General features: G+C 45.7%; 14 protein-coding genes. 1 reads left to right on the forward strand and 13 read right to left on the reverse strand.

Translation table 11 applies throughout. The annotated features are described in order from the left end of the window. Positions 1-12: 12 nt before the first annotated feature. The 5 genes from dnaK to lepA form a co-directional block, all read right to left on the reverse strand. Positions 13-1863 (reverse strand): molecular chaperone DnaK, encoded by a 1851-nt coding sequence (gene dnaK, locus D081_RS01610; protein ID WP_085022381.1) that lies wholly within the window; start codon positions 1861-1863, stop codon positions 13-15. A gap of 48 nt (positions 1864-1911) precedes the next feature. Beyond that, positions 1912-2502 (reverse strand): nucleotide exchange factor GrpE, encoded by a 591-nt coding sequence (gene grpE, locus D081_RS01615; protein WP_085022382.1) that lies wholly within the window; start codon positions 2500-2502, stop codon positions 1912-1914. A 26-nt stretch (positions 2503-2528) separates the two neighbouring features. Then, positions 2529-3554, reverse strand: coding sequence for a heat-inducible transcriptional repressor HrcA (gene hrcA / locus D081_RS01620; protein ID WP_085022383.1), 1026 nt, complete (start codon positions 3552-3554; stop codon positions 2529-2531). Positions 3555-3683: 129 nt separating this feature from the next. Then, positions 3684-4838 carry a radical SAM family heme chaperone HemW gene (gene hemW / locus D081_RS01625; protein WP_233127383.1) on the reverse strand — a complete coding sequence of 385 codons (1155 nt, stop codon included), beginning with the start codon at positions 4836-4838 and terminating at the stop codon, positions 3684-3686. Between the two features lie 265 nt (positions 4839-5103). Then, positions 5104-6900, reverse strand: coding sequence for a translation elongation factor 4 (gene lepA, locus D081_RS01630; RefSeq protein ID WP_085022384.1), 1797 nt, complete (start codon positions 6898-6900; stop codon positions 5104-5106). A 170-nt stretch (positions 6901-7070) separates the two neighbouring features. On the opposite strand from lepA, the gene rpsT reads away from it, so the two are divergent. Next, positions 7071-7334: a 30S ribosomal protein S20 gene (gene rpsT, locus D081_RS01635; protein ID WP_027397281.1), complete on the forward strand. Its 264-nt coding sequence runs from the start codon at positions 7071-7073 to the stop codon at positions 7332-7334. A 69-nt stretch (positions 7335-7403) separates the two neighbouring features. On the opposite strand, the gene holA is transcribed toward rpsT, so the two are convergent. From holA to D081_RS01670, 8 genes are all read right to left on the reverse strand, one after another. Further along, on the reverse strand, positions 7404-8471 hold the full coding sequence (gene holA / locus D081_RS01640; RefSeq protein WP_233127384.1) for a DNA polymerase III subunit delta: 1068 nt from the start codon (positions 8469-8471) through the stop codon (positions 7404-7406). A 4-nt stretch (positions 8472-8475) separates the two neighbouring features. After that, positions 8476-9279 carry a ComEC/Rec2 family competence protein gene (locus tag D081_RS01645; RefSeq protein WP_143272073.1) on the reverse strand — a complete coding sequence of 268 codons (804 nt, stop codon included), beginning with the start codon at positions 9277-9279 and terminating at the stop codon, positions 8476-8478. A gap of 171 nt (positions 9280-9450) precedes the next feature. Continuing rightward, a complete protein-coding gene (locus D081_RS01650) occupies positions 9451-10989 on the reverse strand; it encodes a recombinase family protein (RefSeq protein WP_085022387.1) in 1539 nt (512 codons plus the stop codon). Further along, positions 10974-12476 (reverse strand): recombinase family protein, encoded by a 1503-nt coding sequence (locus tag D081_RS01655; protein WP_085022388.1) that lies wholly within the window; start codon positions 12474-12476, stop codon positions 10974-10976. The genes D081_RS01650 and D081_RS01655 overlap by 16 nt, the downstream gene beginning before the upstream one ends. A gap of 38 nt (positions 12477-12514) precedes the next feature. Then, positions 12515-12679, reverse strand: a complete 165-nt coding sequence (locus tag D081_RS12595; RefSeq protein WP_158087521.1) for an SHOCT domain-containing protein — start codon at positions 12677-12679, stop codon at positions 12515-12517. After that, positions 12669-13067 carry an RNA polymerase subunit sigma-70 gene (locus tag D081_RS01660; protein ID WP_085022389.1) on the reverse strand — a complete coding sequence of 133 codons (399 nt, stop codon included), beginning with the start codon at positions 13065-13067 and terminating at the stop codon, positions 12669-12671. Before D081_RS01660 ends, D081_RS12595 begins: the two co-directional genes overlap by 11 nt. 197 nt (positions 13068-13264) lie before the next feature. Next, complete coding sequence (locus tag D081_RS01665; protein ID WP_085022390.1) at positions 13265-13606, reverse strand: hypothetical protein; 342 nt, start codon at positions 13604-13606, stop codon at positions 13265-13267. Between the two features lie 509 nt (positions 13607-14115). Next, on the reverse strand, positions 14116-15327 hold a 1212-nt coding region (locus D081_RS01670), incomplete at its 5' end, for an autotransporter outer membrane beta-barrel domain-containing protein (protein ID WP_143272075.1).

Consider the following 15327-nt stretch of genomic DNA (forward strand, 5'->3'; position numbering starts at 1 on the left):
TAAAGTTAGGGATTACTTGTCTTCCTTAACCTCGGTGAAGTCTGCATCCACTACATTATCATCCTTTGGAGCCTGCTGAGCGCCTGCACCAGCCTGGCCACCCTGGGCCTGCTGAGCCTGCTGTGCAGCCTGATATGCTGCTGCGCTGATTTCATACAGTGGCTGCTGGAGCTCCTCGGTAGCCTTCTTGATAGCCTCGTTGTCGGTACCCTTCAGAGCTTCCTTAACCTTCTCTACGCCAGCCTTAACCTTTTCGATCTGAGCAGCGTCAGCCTTGTCACCCATTTCCTTAACAACCTTCTCAGCCTGGTAAACCATGGAGTCAGCATTGTTGCGGATTTCTATGTTCTCCTTCTGCTTCTTGTCCTCTGCTGCATGAGCCTCAGCTTCCTTAACCATGCGGTCAATATCTTCCTTGCTCATGCCGCTGTCGGACTGGATGGTGATGTTCTGGGACTTGCCAGTGCCAAGATCCTTGGCAGATACGTGTACGATACCATTGGAGTCAATATCGAACTTAACCTCGATCTGAGGAATTCCGCGAGGTGCTGGTGGGATATCGGTGAGGTTGAAGCGGCCCAAGGTCTTGTTGCCTGCTGCCATCTCACGCTCACCCTGGAGTACATGAATCTCAACAGCTGGCTGGTTATCAGCAGCAGTGGAGAATACCTGGCTCTTGGAAGTAGGAATAGTAGTGTTGCGCTCAATAATCTTGGTGCAAACGCCGCCCAGGGTTTCGATACCCAAGGAAAGTGGAGTTACGTCCAGAAGAACTACGCCCTTCTCGTCATAATCGCCGGAGAGAACGCCGCCCTGGATAGCAGCACCAACAGATACGCACTCATCAGGGTTAATGCCACGATGTGGCTCCTTGCCCAAATACTTTCTGATAGCTTCCTGAACTGCTGGAATACGGGAAGAACCACCAACCAACAGAATCTTGTCAATATCGTTGCCGGAGAGGCCTGCATCTTCCATAGCCTTGCGGGTAGGAACCATGGTGCGCTCAACCAGATCAGCAGTCAGCTCATCAAACTTGGCACGGGTCAGGGTCAGATCCAGATGCTTAGGACCGGATGCATCAGCAGTGATGAATGGCAGGTTGATGTTGGTGGACATCATGCTGGACAGCTCAATCTTGGCCTTCTCAGCAGCCTCGATTACACGCTGTGCACTCATCTTGTCAGCGGACAGGTCGATACCATTTTCCTTCTTGAACTCCTCAACGATCCACTTCATAACAGCCTGGTCGAAGTCGTCGCCGCCCAGATGGGTATCACCATTGGTTGCACGAACCTCAAACATACCGCCATCAATATCCAGGATAGATACATCGAAGGTACCACCACCAAGGTCGAATACCAGAACAGTGTGGGCATCTTCCTTGTCAATACCATAAGCCAGTGCAGCAGCAGTAGGCTCGTTGATAATACGGAGAACCTCCAGACCGGCAATCTGGCCGGCATCCTTGGTAGCCTGACGCTGGCTGTCATTGAAGTATGCTGGTACAGTGATTACAGCCTGGGAAACGGTCTCACCGAGATAAGCCTCAGCATCAGCCTTCAGCTTCTGGAGAACCATTGCAGAAATCTCTGGTGGAGTATAGCTCTTATCATCGATGGAAACAGTGTAGTTCTTCTCACCCATGTGACGCTTGATGGAAGCGATAGTACGGTCAGGGTTGGATACAGCCTGACGCTTTGCCAGCTGACCTACCAGACGCTCACCGGTCTTGGTAAAACCAACAACGGATGGGGTGATACGGCTACCCTCAGGGTTGGTGATAACTGTAGGCTCGCCGCCTTCCATAACAGATACAACAGAGTTAGTTGTTCCTAAGTCAATACCAATAATCTTAGACATTTTATATTTCCTCCTTAAAAGTAACAAACTAATTTATTTATCCTAACCTCAGTTAGATACAACCTGAACCATGGATGGACGGATTACCTTGCCCTTTACCATATAGCCCTTCTGGAGCTCGTTGGCAATGGTATCATCCTCCAGCTCAGGATTTTCAACACGCATTACTGCCTGATGATAATTTGGGTCAAACTTGGCATCCTTGGTTTCAATAACCTCCAGGCCCCTGTTCTTCAATACTTCCATGAACTGGTTGAATATCATATCCACACCCTGCTGGAAGCTGGTGGCATCAGTTGCCTCAGCGGCCAGAGCACGTTCAAAGTTGTCAACCATTGGCAGCAGCTCAGAAATAAAGTTCTGTACCACCAGCGCTGACAGCTCCTCCTTCTCCTGACGGGTACGGCGGCGGAAATTTTCAAAATCAGCCTGCAGGCGCTTGTATTTCTCCTCGCCCTCAGCCAGCTTTTCTCTAAGCTCCTCTGCCTCGTCTTTTTCTTCTGGAATGTCTTCTACTTCTGCTTCAGGATTTTCAATTTCATTTTCGGATTCTGCATTGTCATGTTCATCAATCTCCCTCTGCATTTCCTCCAACTTTTCTTCATCCTTTTTCTTAAGCTTGTCTTTATCGAAAGGCATTCTGTTTATTCACCTCTTTGTTATTTCTACCAATTCAGCCGTTTTACGACCTCATTGAGATTTGTATTCATATAATTAAGCAGTGACATGGTCCTGCCATATTCCATTCTGGTCGGTCCAAGAACCGCCAGGGAACCCAGCAGCTCACCATCCAGATGATAGGTGGCAGTAATGATACTGCAATCCTTGATGCCACTGTACTCGTTTTCCTGTCCAATGGATACTGTAAGTCCATCCCCCAGATGGGAACGGATAATATCCTTCATGAGCTGGTCTTCCTCCAGCATCAGCAGGATTTCCTTTACCTTGTCCACATCGTGGAACTCCGGCTGAGTCATAAGCTCGGTGGTGCCACCCAGATACAGCCGCTCCTTGCGGTCTGAATCCAGTGCCTTGCCAATAAGCTCCAGGGCTGAATTGTACAGTCCCTTGTCACCGATGGCTGACTCTATCTGCTTCAGGCTCTTGGTATGGATATTCTCCAGGGTATGCCCGGCCAGATGGCCGTTGGCAACCTGAGCCATCCGCTGGAAATCCTCAAAGGAAGCACCATCCGGCATTTCCATAATGCGGTTTTCCACAAAGCCTGCATCCGTCATGAGCACCGCAATGACCCGATGGTCATCCAGAGGCAGGAACTGCATGCACTTAAAGGCCGCCTTGGAAATCTGTGGTGCCAGCACCAGTGACACATTCTTGGTCATCTTGGAAATCAGCTTGGCTGTTTCCTGAAACACCTGATCAATGCGCTGTACCTTGGTCTTGTACCACTTATCAATAATGGCCTTCTCAGCGTCGGTCATAGGCTTAACCGGCAGCAGGGAATCTACATAAAGACGATACCCCTTGGAAGAAGGGATCCGTCCTGATGATGTATGGATATGCTCCAGATACCCCAGCATCTCCAGATCAGCCATTTCATTACGTATAGTTGCCGGACTGACACCCAAATCATATTTGCGGGCTAAAGTCCTGGACCCAACAGGCTCGGCAGATGAGATATAATCTTGGATGACGGCCTGCAATATATGCTGCTTTCTCTCGTCAATCATATTTCCACTCTCCTGTTGTTAGCACTCCATGTCACTGAGTGCTAACTTCTATACAAACTATAACACATAAAAATAAAAAGTCAATAAGTCAAGACAAAATATTTGACTTTTTATTTTTTGGCTTATTTTTTATTCCAAGATGAACTCCCCAAACACCACATTTCCGTATTTCATCCCCAAAGGGGTAAGAAATATAGCCGTTTCCGATTCCCCCAGCAGCGCCTTGGCAACCATTTTATCTATAACCTTGCCAAAAACTTCATTAATATCCTTATTAAAGATCTCCCTAAATTTTCTTTTATTGATGCCACTGGTCATACGCAGACCCAGAAAGCAAAATTCCTCCATGTGGGCCCTTTCACTGACAGACTCCTCCATAATATGAAGGAATTTATCCTTCGATACAGCTTCAATATAATCCCCAATGGTCACAGGGTTTTCATAGCGATTCCCCTGCCAGTAAGAATGGGCACCGGAGCCAAATCCCAGATAGGGAACATCCTGCCAATAAAGAGTATTGTGACGGCTATGATATTCCTCAAGGGCATAGTTGGAAATTTCATAGCGATTAAAGCCATGGGCTGGCAGATATTCCACCAGATAATCGTACATTTCCTCCACGGCTTCGTCAGCTGGCAACTCCAATTTATGCAGTTCCTGCTGCTTAGCTAGCACTGTCCCTTCCTCCAGCTGGAGACCATAAATAGAAATATGCTGAACTCCTAATGCCACCGCCTTGTCCAAGGATTCCTTAAGGATATCTATACTCTGCCCCGGCAGGCCATACATAAGGTCAATACTGATATTATCAAAACCAGCCCTTTGGGCCATACTAACCTTTTCTATGGCCATTTCACCTGTGTGAACCCTGCCAATACGCTTAAGACAACCATTATCAAAGCTCTGAACGCCGATGCTTACGCGATTTACACCATTATCCTTCATTAAATGAAGTTTTTCTTCATCTATGGTACAGGGATTGGCTTCCATGGTAAATTCTGCCACATTTTTCACCTGCATATTGGCATGAATACTTTTAAACAGCATTTCCATTTGAGATAAATTCAAATGACTAGGGGTTCCGCCACCAATATAAATAGTATGGGGAGTCAATTTCCCCTTTTCAGCAATTCTTTCTGCCCCCAGCTCCATTTCGTGGTGCAGACTGTTAAGGTAATCATCTATGTACTTCTCCCGCCCCGCAAAGGATGGAAAATCACAATAAAAGCATTTCTGCTTACAAAAAGGGATATGAATATATACACCAAAATCAATCTTCATCATCTGCACCAGCTTTATGTGTATTTAAAAAATAGAGGTATGTGACTGTAACAATAAACACACACCTCTATTAAATAATTGTCGGAAGGGTGATTGTCCTGAGACATTAGGCTGAGGAACGTTAAGAAACCGTTTTTTTCGTTCTTACACAGGGAGAAAACATCCATTGTTTGAGCGAAGCGAGTTTGGATTTTTCTCACTGCTAATTAAAAGAAAAAATAGTTTTAGTGACGAAGCCGAGCGAAGGACAACACCCTTCCGACATAATTTAATCTATGTTGAGTATAGCCATGAATGCTTCCTGTGGCACCTCTACCCGGCCCACAGCCTTCATGCGCTTTTTACCTTCCTTCTGCTTCTCCAGCAGCTTGCGCTTACGGGAAATATCACCGCCATAGCACTTGGCCAATACATCCTTGCGCAATGCACGGACATTTTCACGGGCAATAATCTTATTGCCGATAGCCGCCTGAATAGGAATCTCAAACATCTGCTGAGGAATAATGGTCTTCAGCTTGGCAGCCAGGGAACGGCCACGGGAGGCCGCATTATCCATATGAACAATGGTAGACAGGGCATCCACCGCCTCACCATTCATGAGAATATCCAGCTTCACCAGCTTGGCTGCCTGATAATCCGCCAGCTCATAGTCCAGGGAAGCGTAGCCTCTGGTGGAGGACTTCAGCTTATCGAAATAGTCATAAATAATTTCACTGAGTGGAATGTGATAAATCACCATAACACGGTTCACATCCAGATAGTCCATGCTCTTGAACTCGCCCCGTTTGTTCTGGGAAATCTCCATAACGGCGCCTACGAAATCCTTTGGCACAATAACAGTGGCCTTAACAAATGGCTCCTCAATGTGGTCAATGGTGGTTGGGTCCGGCAAATCAGACGGATTGTCCACCTTCACCATTTCCCCGTCAGTCTTATATACATGGTAAATAACGCTTGGAGCCGTGGTAATGAGCTTTAAGTTATATTCCCGCTCCAGACGCTCCTGAATAACATCCATGTGCAGCAGGCCCAGGAAACCGCAGCGATAGCCAAAGCCCAGGGCCACAGAGGTTTCCGGCTCAAATACCAGGGCCGCATCATTAAGCTGGAGCTTTTCCAAGGCATCCTTCAGGTTGTCATAATCGGCACTGTCCACCGGATAAAGGCCGCAATATACCATTGGGGTAACACCACGGTAGCCCGGCAGTGGCTCAGCTACGCCACCCTCCGCCAGAGTTACGGTATCACCAACCCGCACATCCCGCACCTGCTTTAAGGAGCCGGCCAGATAGCCTACAGAGCCCGGGCCCATTTCCTGCAGCTCAGTGGTCTGCGGACGGAAGCAACCGATTTCAGTGGCATCAAATACCTTGCCGGTGGCCATCATCTTCAGCCCCATGCCCTTTTTCAGCACGCCATCCATGATACGGATATGGGCAATGGCACCCTTATAGGAGTCAAAATAGGAGTCGAAAATCAGGGCACTGAGAGGCTTGTCCATCTCCCCGGAAGGAGCCGGAATACGTTCCACAATGGCATCCAGAATATCCTCAATGCCTTCACCGGTCTTGGCAGAGGCCAAAATAGCCTCAGAGGCATCAAGGCCGATAACATCCTCGATTTCCTGCTTTACTCTGTCCGGGTCAGCACTTGGCAAATCTATCTTATTAATAACCGGAATAATCTCCAGATCATGCTCCAGAGCCATATACACGTTGGCCAGAGTCTGAGCCTCCACGCCCTGGGCTGCATCCACAATCAGCAAGGCACCCTCGCAGGCAGCCAGGCTGCGGGATACCTCATAGGTAAAATCCACATGACCCGGGGTATCAATAAGATTCAGGCAATACATTTCCCCATCCTTGCCCTTGTAGTCGAGGCGCACGGTCTGAGCCTTAATGGTAATGCCCCGCTCCCGCTCCAAATCCATGTTGTCCAGCACCTGATTTTCCATTTCACGCTTGGACAGGGTACCGGTATATTCTATAAGACGGTCGGCAATGGTAGACTTGCCGTGGTCAATATGGGCTATAATCGAAAAATTACGAATTCTCTTTGTATCCATAATCTCTTCCTTCCAAATATACATAATAAGACAAGATATTATACCATCCAACAGATACAATAGGCAAGCAGGCAGACAAGTTCCCTAATAATATAAAAATAAAAATGTTGCATTTTTCATTTCTCCGTGCTAGAATACATAGGTACTGAAATTTCAAGGGGGTGAACTAATTGCCAAACATCAAATCTTCTATTCTGAGTGTAAAGACTGACGCGAAGCGCCACGCTAAGAACCTGGCTGAGAAGTCTCGCGTAAGAACTGCTTCCCGCAAGGTTATGGACGCTGTTGAAGCTGGTAACGTTGAAGAAGCAAAGGCCCTCCTTGCACTTGCATGCAAGACTATCGATCAGGCTGCTGCAAATCATGTATATCACAAGAATTGTGCAAGCCGTAAGAAGTCCCGTTTAGCTCGCAAGGTTAACGCAATGGCATAATGATTCGCATGAAATAAAAGGGGATTTGGAAAATCATGATTTTCCAAATCCCCTTTTTGGTGTCTTATTTTATTTCTCATTGGCACAAAGACTGATGATTACAGCCTCCACCTCTGCCGAATCCAGCTGGCCGGTTTTCGCACCAAAATCCGCTTCTGCCAGACGCAGGAATGCATCCTTAAGAGTACCCTCGGAAAACCCCTGACATTCCCTGGTTATCTTTTTGATAATAAAGGGATGTGATACACCGATAGCCTGTCCCAGAGCCCTATCCCGCAGACCCTTTTGCAGCATGGTTTTCGCCTGCCACATCTGACGGACAAAATGAACCAGCTGACCTATTATCAATACAATGTAAACACCCTGCTCCTGCTGCTTATTAAATAAGTACAGGGCTTTTTTTATGTCATGGTTGCTGATGGCATCATTCATGGCGAAGCCATAGATTTCCGGCATATCGGAAAATACCTGCACCAAAGTTTCCCGATTTATCTGCTTCTGCTCCGCCCCCATAAACAGGGACAGCTTTTCCATTTCCTTATCCAGAAAACCCAAAGGAACATTCTCCATCATACCCACTGCCCGCACAAAATAGGCATGGGCTTCGCTGTCCATTGTTTTGTGCATTGCCTGAAGCTTTTCCTGCAGCCATTCATCAATGTTGTAGGATTTAATAGGCTCTGCTTCCATAATATGGGCATGCTTGGCAAATTCCTTGTAGATTTTTTTGCGGCCATCCGGCTTGCCCCGCAATTCAAAAATAACAATGCTGTACTCCGGCATATTGGCAAAGAGCTTAAACAGCCTGTCCTCCACAGACGAAGTCTTTTTGGCGGTCCCGGAGGCAGCATCCTCATCTGTGCCTTTGCTCTTGGCCTTAAACATCACTGCATCACGAACGATAATCACGTTTTTAGGCGAGAAAAAGGGCACCGTCTCCACCAGGCCGATTAAATCGTTAATGGAAAGACTGCCGTCCACAATCTGAACATCCTCCACATTATGCCCCTGCGGGAACAGTGTCTTTAAAATGGCCTCCTCAGCCTTTTGTATATAATAGTTCTCTTCCCCAGCCAATAAATACAGCTGGCTCAGATCACCTTTTTTTAAGCGTGTCTTCAATTCCCCAAATTTCATATTATCACCTTTTATCATCATACACTATTTGGGTATTAACACGCAATTTTTCTCCATCAGTGGCAAAGACAACAGCCCCCTGCTCATCGGTCCGCAGTATTTCACTGCCGGTGCACCTGTGCAGACGGCTTATTATCTCCTCCCTGGGGTGTCCAAAGCTATTGCCATAGCCCACACTTATAACGCTCCATTTCGGTTTTACAGCCCTTAAAAAAGCCTCGGAGCTGGAGGTATCACTGCCATGATGGCCAACCTTCAGCACCGTACTGGCAAGGGGTGTTCCCCGCTGTACCAATATGGCTTCGTGCTCCTTGGACAAATCCCCCGTAAACAGAAAGCTGTGCTGACCATAGGAAACCCTAATGAGATTGGAAAATTCATTGCCTGTATTGCTGCCCGTTTTATTCTCTGCGGGGGCGTATAAAATCTGTATCCGCACTCCATCCAGGGTCATTTCAGTGCCTTCCTGCAGGACAGTCATGCTTTCCCTGCGGACGGCCGGACTTTCCCCAAAGGTTCTGCGATAATTCGCCACCCCTTCATGGCCAATAAGTACGGTTCCCACCGGTATCTTCTGCAAAATACCCCCAACTCCACCCGCATGGTCCTCATGGGCATGGGTAAGCATAATAAAATCCAGCTTCCGCACACCATAATGGAGCAAATAGGGCACATCCACTTTTGTTCCAATATCATAGGTCCCCTGGCTTGTTCCCCCGGTATCTATCATAAAGGCGTGACCATGGGGAGTAACTACCAATGCAGAGTCCCCCTGCCCCACATCTCTTAGCATGACTACTTGATACAATTCTAACGATTACCCCCGCTACCCTCTTAACGATGAACCCCCTATATAATCGCATTATTTGGCCTTTTACATATTTTTTCTGCACCCTATTTTTACACCAAATTATAGCAGCATATTCTGTCTTTCAACTAAAAAGACACCCCACCTTTTCTGAAGGTGAGGTGTCAGCTATTATATTCTGCTGCCATCCTTGAAATAATATTTTATTTTCCCATCGACAACTACATGGTCGACAAGGCTTGTCCAAAGTTCTCGGTCGAAGGAGTTAATCCCTCCTCCTGCCGCCTGGATTGTCCTGAGCAGTTCCTTTATCATTTTGCCGTGGGAGCTTCTCTGCTTAATCTTTTCTTCAATCTCTTCCAGCTCCGTCCGTGCGTCCTCATAATCCCTGGTAAGTTTTTCTTTTTTCATATATTGCTCTGGTGATGTTATGTAGTTGGTATCACCTGAAATTTCCTCCATGCAATGCTCCATCAATGAAAAAAGTTCCTGTTTCCTTCTATTAAATATTACACAATCAGAAATCCGCTCCAATGCCATTTCAAGATTGGCCATAATCTCATCTTTATTTTTAAGCAATTTGTTTATTGCCTTTATGAATCCTTCCTTGATTTCATTCTCTTCTATATTGGGGGCTGGGCACGCTTTGTTATATTTCCTGTTGCATTGGTAGATAACTTTTCTGTACTTATCATTTGAGTGCCATACCTTGGCTCCGAACCAGCTGCCACAACATCCGCATTTTATTCTTCCCGAGAAAATATTGCTGGAGCTGAACTTATTGCCGCCCTCTGCCCTTCTGGCAATTTCCCTCTGAACCAGGTCATACATCTCTGGCTCTATAATCGCTTCATGGTCATTTTCAACATAATACTGCTGAACCTCGCCCCTGTTTTTTATTCGCTTCTTTGAAAGGAAATCCGTGGAATACGTTTTTTGAAGGAGTGCATCGCCCTTATATTTCTCATTGGTGAGAATGCTCATTATCGTGTTTTTGTGCCACTTCTCTTTGCCGCTCGGAGACTTAAGCCCTCGGTTCATAAGTTCCTCTCCTATGGCTTTCAGGGAAAGTCCCGAAAGATACAGTTTGTATATCAGTTTGACTGTTTTGGCCTGTTCCTCGTTTACAACCAGAGTTCCATCAGGCCCCTTGTCGTATCCCAAAAACCTGCTATAACCAAGACTGACTTTACCATCGGCATATCCTTTCCGCTGTCCCCATTTGACATTCTCTGATATACTCCTGCTTTCCTCCTGGGCCAGGGAACTCATTATCGTGATGAGCAGCTCCCCTTTTGCGTCAAGCGTGTGAATATTCTCCTTTTCAAAATAGACCTCCACGCCCCTATCCCGGAGTTTTCTTACTGTGGTGAGGGTATCTACCGTATTTCTTGCAAATCGGCTGACCGACTTTGTAAGAATTAGGTCTATCCTGCCGTTCATGGCATCTGCTATCATGCTGTTAAAGCCGTCACGATTTTTGGTGCTTGTGCCAGATATTCCTTCGTCAGTATATACCCCCGCAAAATCCCACTCTGCATTTGCTTTTATGTACTCGCTGTAATAGCTGACCTGTGCATTGTAGCTTGTAAGCTGTTCCTCGTTATCCGTGGACACTCTTGCATAGGCAGCTACTTTTTTTGCTTCCTGCCTATCAGGCTCCTGTGAAATGAACCTTGTGGCAGGAATTGTTGTTACTCTTCTTTCCATGCTATTTCCTTTCTGCCTCCGCTTTCATAGTTTACGGAAAGTATTCCATCACTCACATCAATTCTTTCTATTCCCTCGGTCTCAGGAATCAGGCTTTCAAGAAGTGATGTTTTCAAATTCCAGTTACTGCAGGGCATAGGCCTTCTTGCGCCTTTGCACCTCCAGTAATCAAGCCCCTTGGCTTCATTCTTCCTGTGGCAGAAATACTCACCACAATTGGTACATTTCAAAAGGCCCGTATACTTTGAGGCTCTTTTCCCTTTGGCAAGGCACCTGCGATGTTTTTCCACATTCCGACTGTCTGCCCAATAGTCAGCTCTTGCAGTAGAAATGTACTTCTTGGTTACTGATTTACCATCGGATAAAGTAATCAGAAGCTCATCACCTGCTACCTCTATTTTTGTAAAATCCATACCCTCTGTAATTTTTTCCAGCATTTTCTCATTGAGATTAATGCCATCACAGGCTTTATGGTATTTCTTGCTGGAGCAACACCAGCCATCTCTGCCACACCTGATATAGTTCTTACCACAATTACCGCAGATGATTTTTCCAGTGTACGGATAAATAGGTATCGAAGGATCCCTAAAATACAGTTCCTTTCTTCTTTCTGCTATCCTTTTCTGGACCTTTTCAAACGTGGCCATATCGATAATAGGCTCGTGGCTATTCTCCACATAATATTGTGGAAGCTCCCCATTATTCTTTATCTTCCTGTGTTCAATATCATCGGTATAGAATTTTTTCTGCAGGAGAAGGTTGCCGGTATAAGTGATGTTGCCGAGCATTCCTCTTATGGTAGCATCATCAAAATCTCCGCCCCTGAAAGCCTTTATTCCCTTTAATTCCTTTGCTGTTTTTTCTGCTGAAATACCTGCAAGGTAATTTGCGAATATGTGTCTTACAACCTCAGCTTCCTCCGGCACTATTACATAGTTACCATCAACCCAGCGATAGCCATAAATCTGACTGCCGCCATGCATGAGTCCCTGTTTGAAACGTTTCCTTATTCCCCATTTCACATTTCTTCGTATGGACTGCACCTCTTCCTCGGCAAATGAAGCAAGAACGGTAATCCAGAACTCGCCCTCCATTCCGAAGGTGCTTAGATTCTCCTTTTCAAATCTCACTTCCACGCCTATTTCCTTAAGATGTCGTATTGTCTTAAGAAGGTCTATCGTATTTCTGGCAAATCGGGATATGGACTTTGTGAGGATAATGTCTATCCTGCCAGCCTCAGCATCTTTTATCAGTCTGTTGAAGCCATCCCTGTTTTCCCTACTCGTACCGCTTATGCCCTCATCGTAATAAATACCTGCAAACTCCCATGCAGGATTTAAACGGATAAGCTCATTGTAATAAGTGATTTGCGTCCCAAGGGAATGATGTGTTCTCTCCGTTTCAACAGAAACACGTGCGTATGCTGCAACTCTCTTCTTTTTTGTTTGCTGTGCCAGGTTTAAAGGCACCTTTGTTATTCTTTTCATAAGTACCTCCCGACACTATACATCACTCTGCCAAGGGGTTAAGTCAAGCAAAGACTACCTATAATAGGATGATATTTATCATCAAAGAATTCTGCCAAATCGGCATATTCTTCCTCGGTAATTATGCCTTTGTTAAGCCATGCACGGATATGTGCCAAAGTGGCCTGGTAGGTAAGTTCCCGCTTAAAATCATCACTTTGCATGGCTGTCACCTCCGAACCTGAATTTTATATAGCAGCTATGTGAACAGTACTTCTTCTTGGAAAATGTGCCATAAACCGTAAACTCACTCCCACAGTTTGGACATGATTTGCTCTGATATGTTCGCCTATCAACCTTGTCAAGATTCCTGTTCCACCACTTCATACGGCAAGAGTCAGAGCAGAATTTCTTCTCTTTCCTTCCCTTGGTCTGCTCCACTTCCTTGCCACAGCATCTGCAGTAGTGCTTATCATCTGTTTTGGAGACAAGACTCCTCCTGCAAAAGCTCTTAATAGTGTTGACCGATATTCCCAGTTCATTGGAAATCCTTATATAGCCATATCCTTTTTCCCGAAGGTCCATAACCTGACGTTTTTCCAAATTTGTCATTTGTACCACCTCACAAGTAAAAGGACGCTCAGTGGCATTTTTAGAACTTTTTCCATAAAAAAAAACACCTCCTGCTTATCACTGGAGGTTCATTCCATTTTTGAGCATAAAAAAACAGCCGAGTTTAAAACCCGGCTGGAGTAATTATACCTATTTGATTTGAAATCGGCCTTAAAACGCGTCTCTGGCGGTCGTTATTAATAATGAATCGCCAGCTTTTTGGGAATTGACCTTTCAAAATGATACTCTTGGAACAATCTGCCAATAAATCTGATTGCCATCATATCATATCCATCATCCGACACATTCCAGCAGTTATAGCTGTTCTCTATTTTGATTAGGCCCTTTTTAATATATTTCGGATAATTGATGTAGTCAGGATGCTTGAAGCATGATCTCTTGAACTTAATCAATCCATCAGCAACCTTGCTCTTGTTCTCATACCCGGTCATATTATTGTTGTAACTATAATACTTGTAGATGAGATTGTCATCATCTATCAGAAGGATCTCGGCCTCTCCTCCAACACCAAGTTCCAATTATATCCCCTCCATAGCTATACTTCCCCTATAGGACTATTTTATTATAGCACAATATTGTTTAATTTTAAAGATTATATTACATTAATTCCTTAAACTATAATAGTAATTGTTTAAAAATTATTATGTTAAACGATAATTCAATTATGCCATAAAAAGACACCACCTAAAAGGCGGTGTCTTAATTCTCATATATGACCACTTTGTATCATTTATTCTGAGCCCTTGCTCAGCTTGGCCTCAGAGTGCCGTTTACATTACCTTATTGTAGCACCAAAAGCGGCAAGGCCAGCTGCCGCCCATCACTCCTGGTAATGATGCCGATTAAGCAGAGAGGTAGTTCCCAGGCGCCAAGACTGCTTAATAGCCTGTTCCGGTTCAGGTGATATGTATATTGTAACAGGTATTTGATTTGAAGGAAAATTGGTGTGTCCCAAAATATTGATAACAGAAACTTGACATCATTCGCCCCTAAATAATAGGGACTGCCGAAGCAGCCCCTTATTATCTTAAATATGGAATACCGCAGAAAGTCCCCCGGTGAGGCCCTGCTTCTTCCCGGCAAAGCCGCTGAGATTCAGATCAAGGGTTACATTACTCTTTTCCCCAGGCCTGAAAGTGGCGCCGATTTCGCCCCTTACGCTGGTTCCGCTGATGTCTGCACCGCGAATAGCAACACCATCAGCAAAGCCTGATGCTCTGCCGCAGAATTCATGCTCTACAGCCAATCCGCCGTAGTAATTAATATTATCGTTCTGTTTTACAGTATAGCGGGTTCCTACACGAAGTACACTGGATTCCACTGCTCCCAAATCGTAGTGGCCCCCTGCATCAAAGGACACACTGCCCCTATGGTTATAGAAGTACTTGGCATAAAGGTCCAATACAGCCGTCTTGTTCAGCTTTATTTCACGGCCTATACCAATATGGGCACCCCAATAGGTGGCATCAGTGGTATAGCTGTATGGATTGCCATTTGCATCACGAAGCACGTTATTGGCATCATCATGGATAGAACCGGCCCGTAGACTCCCCTCTACATAAAAGCCGTTATTCTTCTGCCATTTGCCAAGGATACCGCCACCAGTATAGCGGGTGGAGCCGTCGCCCCTTTCATCACCGTTAAAGGTAGAATAGTTGCCAGTACCGTATTCAAAGAAAGCTCCGTACTCTGTGGTGGATAGCTTCTTTTCATTCTTATGGCCCAATGCCAAAATAGCATTCCATGTATGGGTCTTTACATGTGAACCGGTTTCCACATTCATGGAACCGCCACCCATATTGGCATAGGTGGCCATACCGTCAGTGCCTGTATTTCCAGCCATAGCAAGGCCTTCCGTAGCAGCACCAACAAAATCATTACCGGCTGACAGGGCTGCCATGCCTACTTCAGCTCCCATAACAGTATTATGGGTCTGCTCCTGCACGGTCATTTTCTCCGCTGTGGTATCGGTGGTAAAAATCAAATCTTCTCCCACCAGTGAAGCCTTGCCTTCACCCTGCAATGTGGAGCCAACCTTGTACTTGGTGCCAGTAATAGTGCCAACATTATCGCCAAAATCAGATACCAAGGTCATCTGCTTGTTGGCTTCCAGCTCCTTGATATTGGTAAAGTTAATATTGGAAGTGTCTACAGCCGCCCCATTAAAGTTGATGTTCTTAGTTGTATCTGTCGCATGGGCAATAAGGGCCCCGCTGTCCTTCCATTCCACATTGCCGAA

The sequence above is a fragment of the Anaerovibrio sp. JC8 genome, from assembly GCF_002100115.1.
GTDB lineage: Bacteria > Bacillota > Negativicutes > Selenomonadales > Selenomonadaceae > Anaerovibrio.

Bases quoted from the DNA above. Each gene is read 5' to 3' on its own strand.
- lepA (WP_085022384.1), bottom strand. From the start codon at position 6,900: ATGGATACAAAGAGAATTCGTAATTTTTCGATTATAGCCCATATTGAC.
- D081_RS01660 (WP_085022389.1), bottom strand. From the start codon at position 13,067: ATGACAAATTTGGAAAAACGTCAGGTTATGGACCTTCGGGAAAAAGGA.
- hrcA (WP_085022383.1), bottom strand. From the start codon at position 3,554: ATGATTGACGAGAGAAAGCAGCATATATTGCAGGCCGTCATCCAAGAT.
- D081_RS01655 (WP_085022388.1), bottom strand. From the start codon at position 12,476: ATGAAAAGAATAACAAAGGTGCCTTTAAACCTGGCACAGCAAACAAAA.
- grpE (WP_085022382.1), bottom strand. From the start codon at position 2,502: ATGCCTTTCGATAAAGACAAGCTTAAGAAAAAGGATGAAGAAAAGTTG.
- D081_RS01650 (WP_085022387.1), bottom strand. From the start codon at position 10,989: ATGGAAAGAAGAGTAACAACAATTCCTGCCACAAGGTTCATTTCACAG.
- holA (WP_233127384.1), bottom strand. From the start codon at position 8,471: ATGAAATTTGGGGAATTGAAGACACGCTTAAAAAAAGGTGATCTGAGC.
- D081_RS12595 (WP_158087521.1), bottom strand. From the start codon at position 12,679: ATGCAAAGTGATGATTTTAAGCGGGAACTTACCTACCAGGCCACTTTG.
- dnaK (WP_085022381.1), bottom strand. From the start codon at position 1,863: ATGTCTAAGATTATTGGTATTGACTTAGGAACAACTAACTCTGTTGTA.
- hemW (WP_233127383.1), bottom strand. From the start codon at position 4,838: ATGATGAAGATTGATTTTGGTGTATATATTCATATCCCTTTTTGTAAG.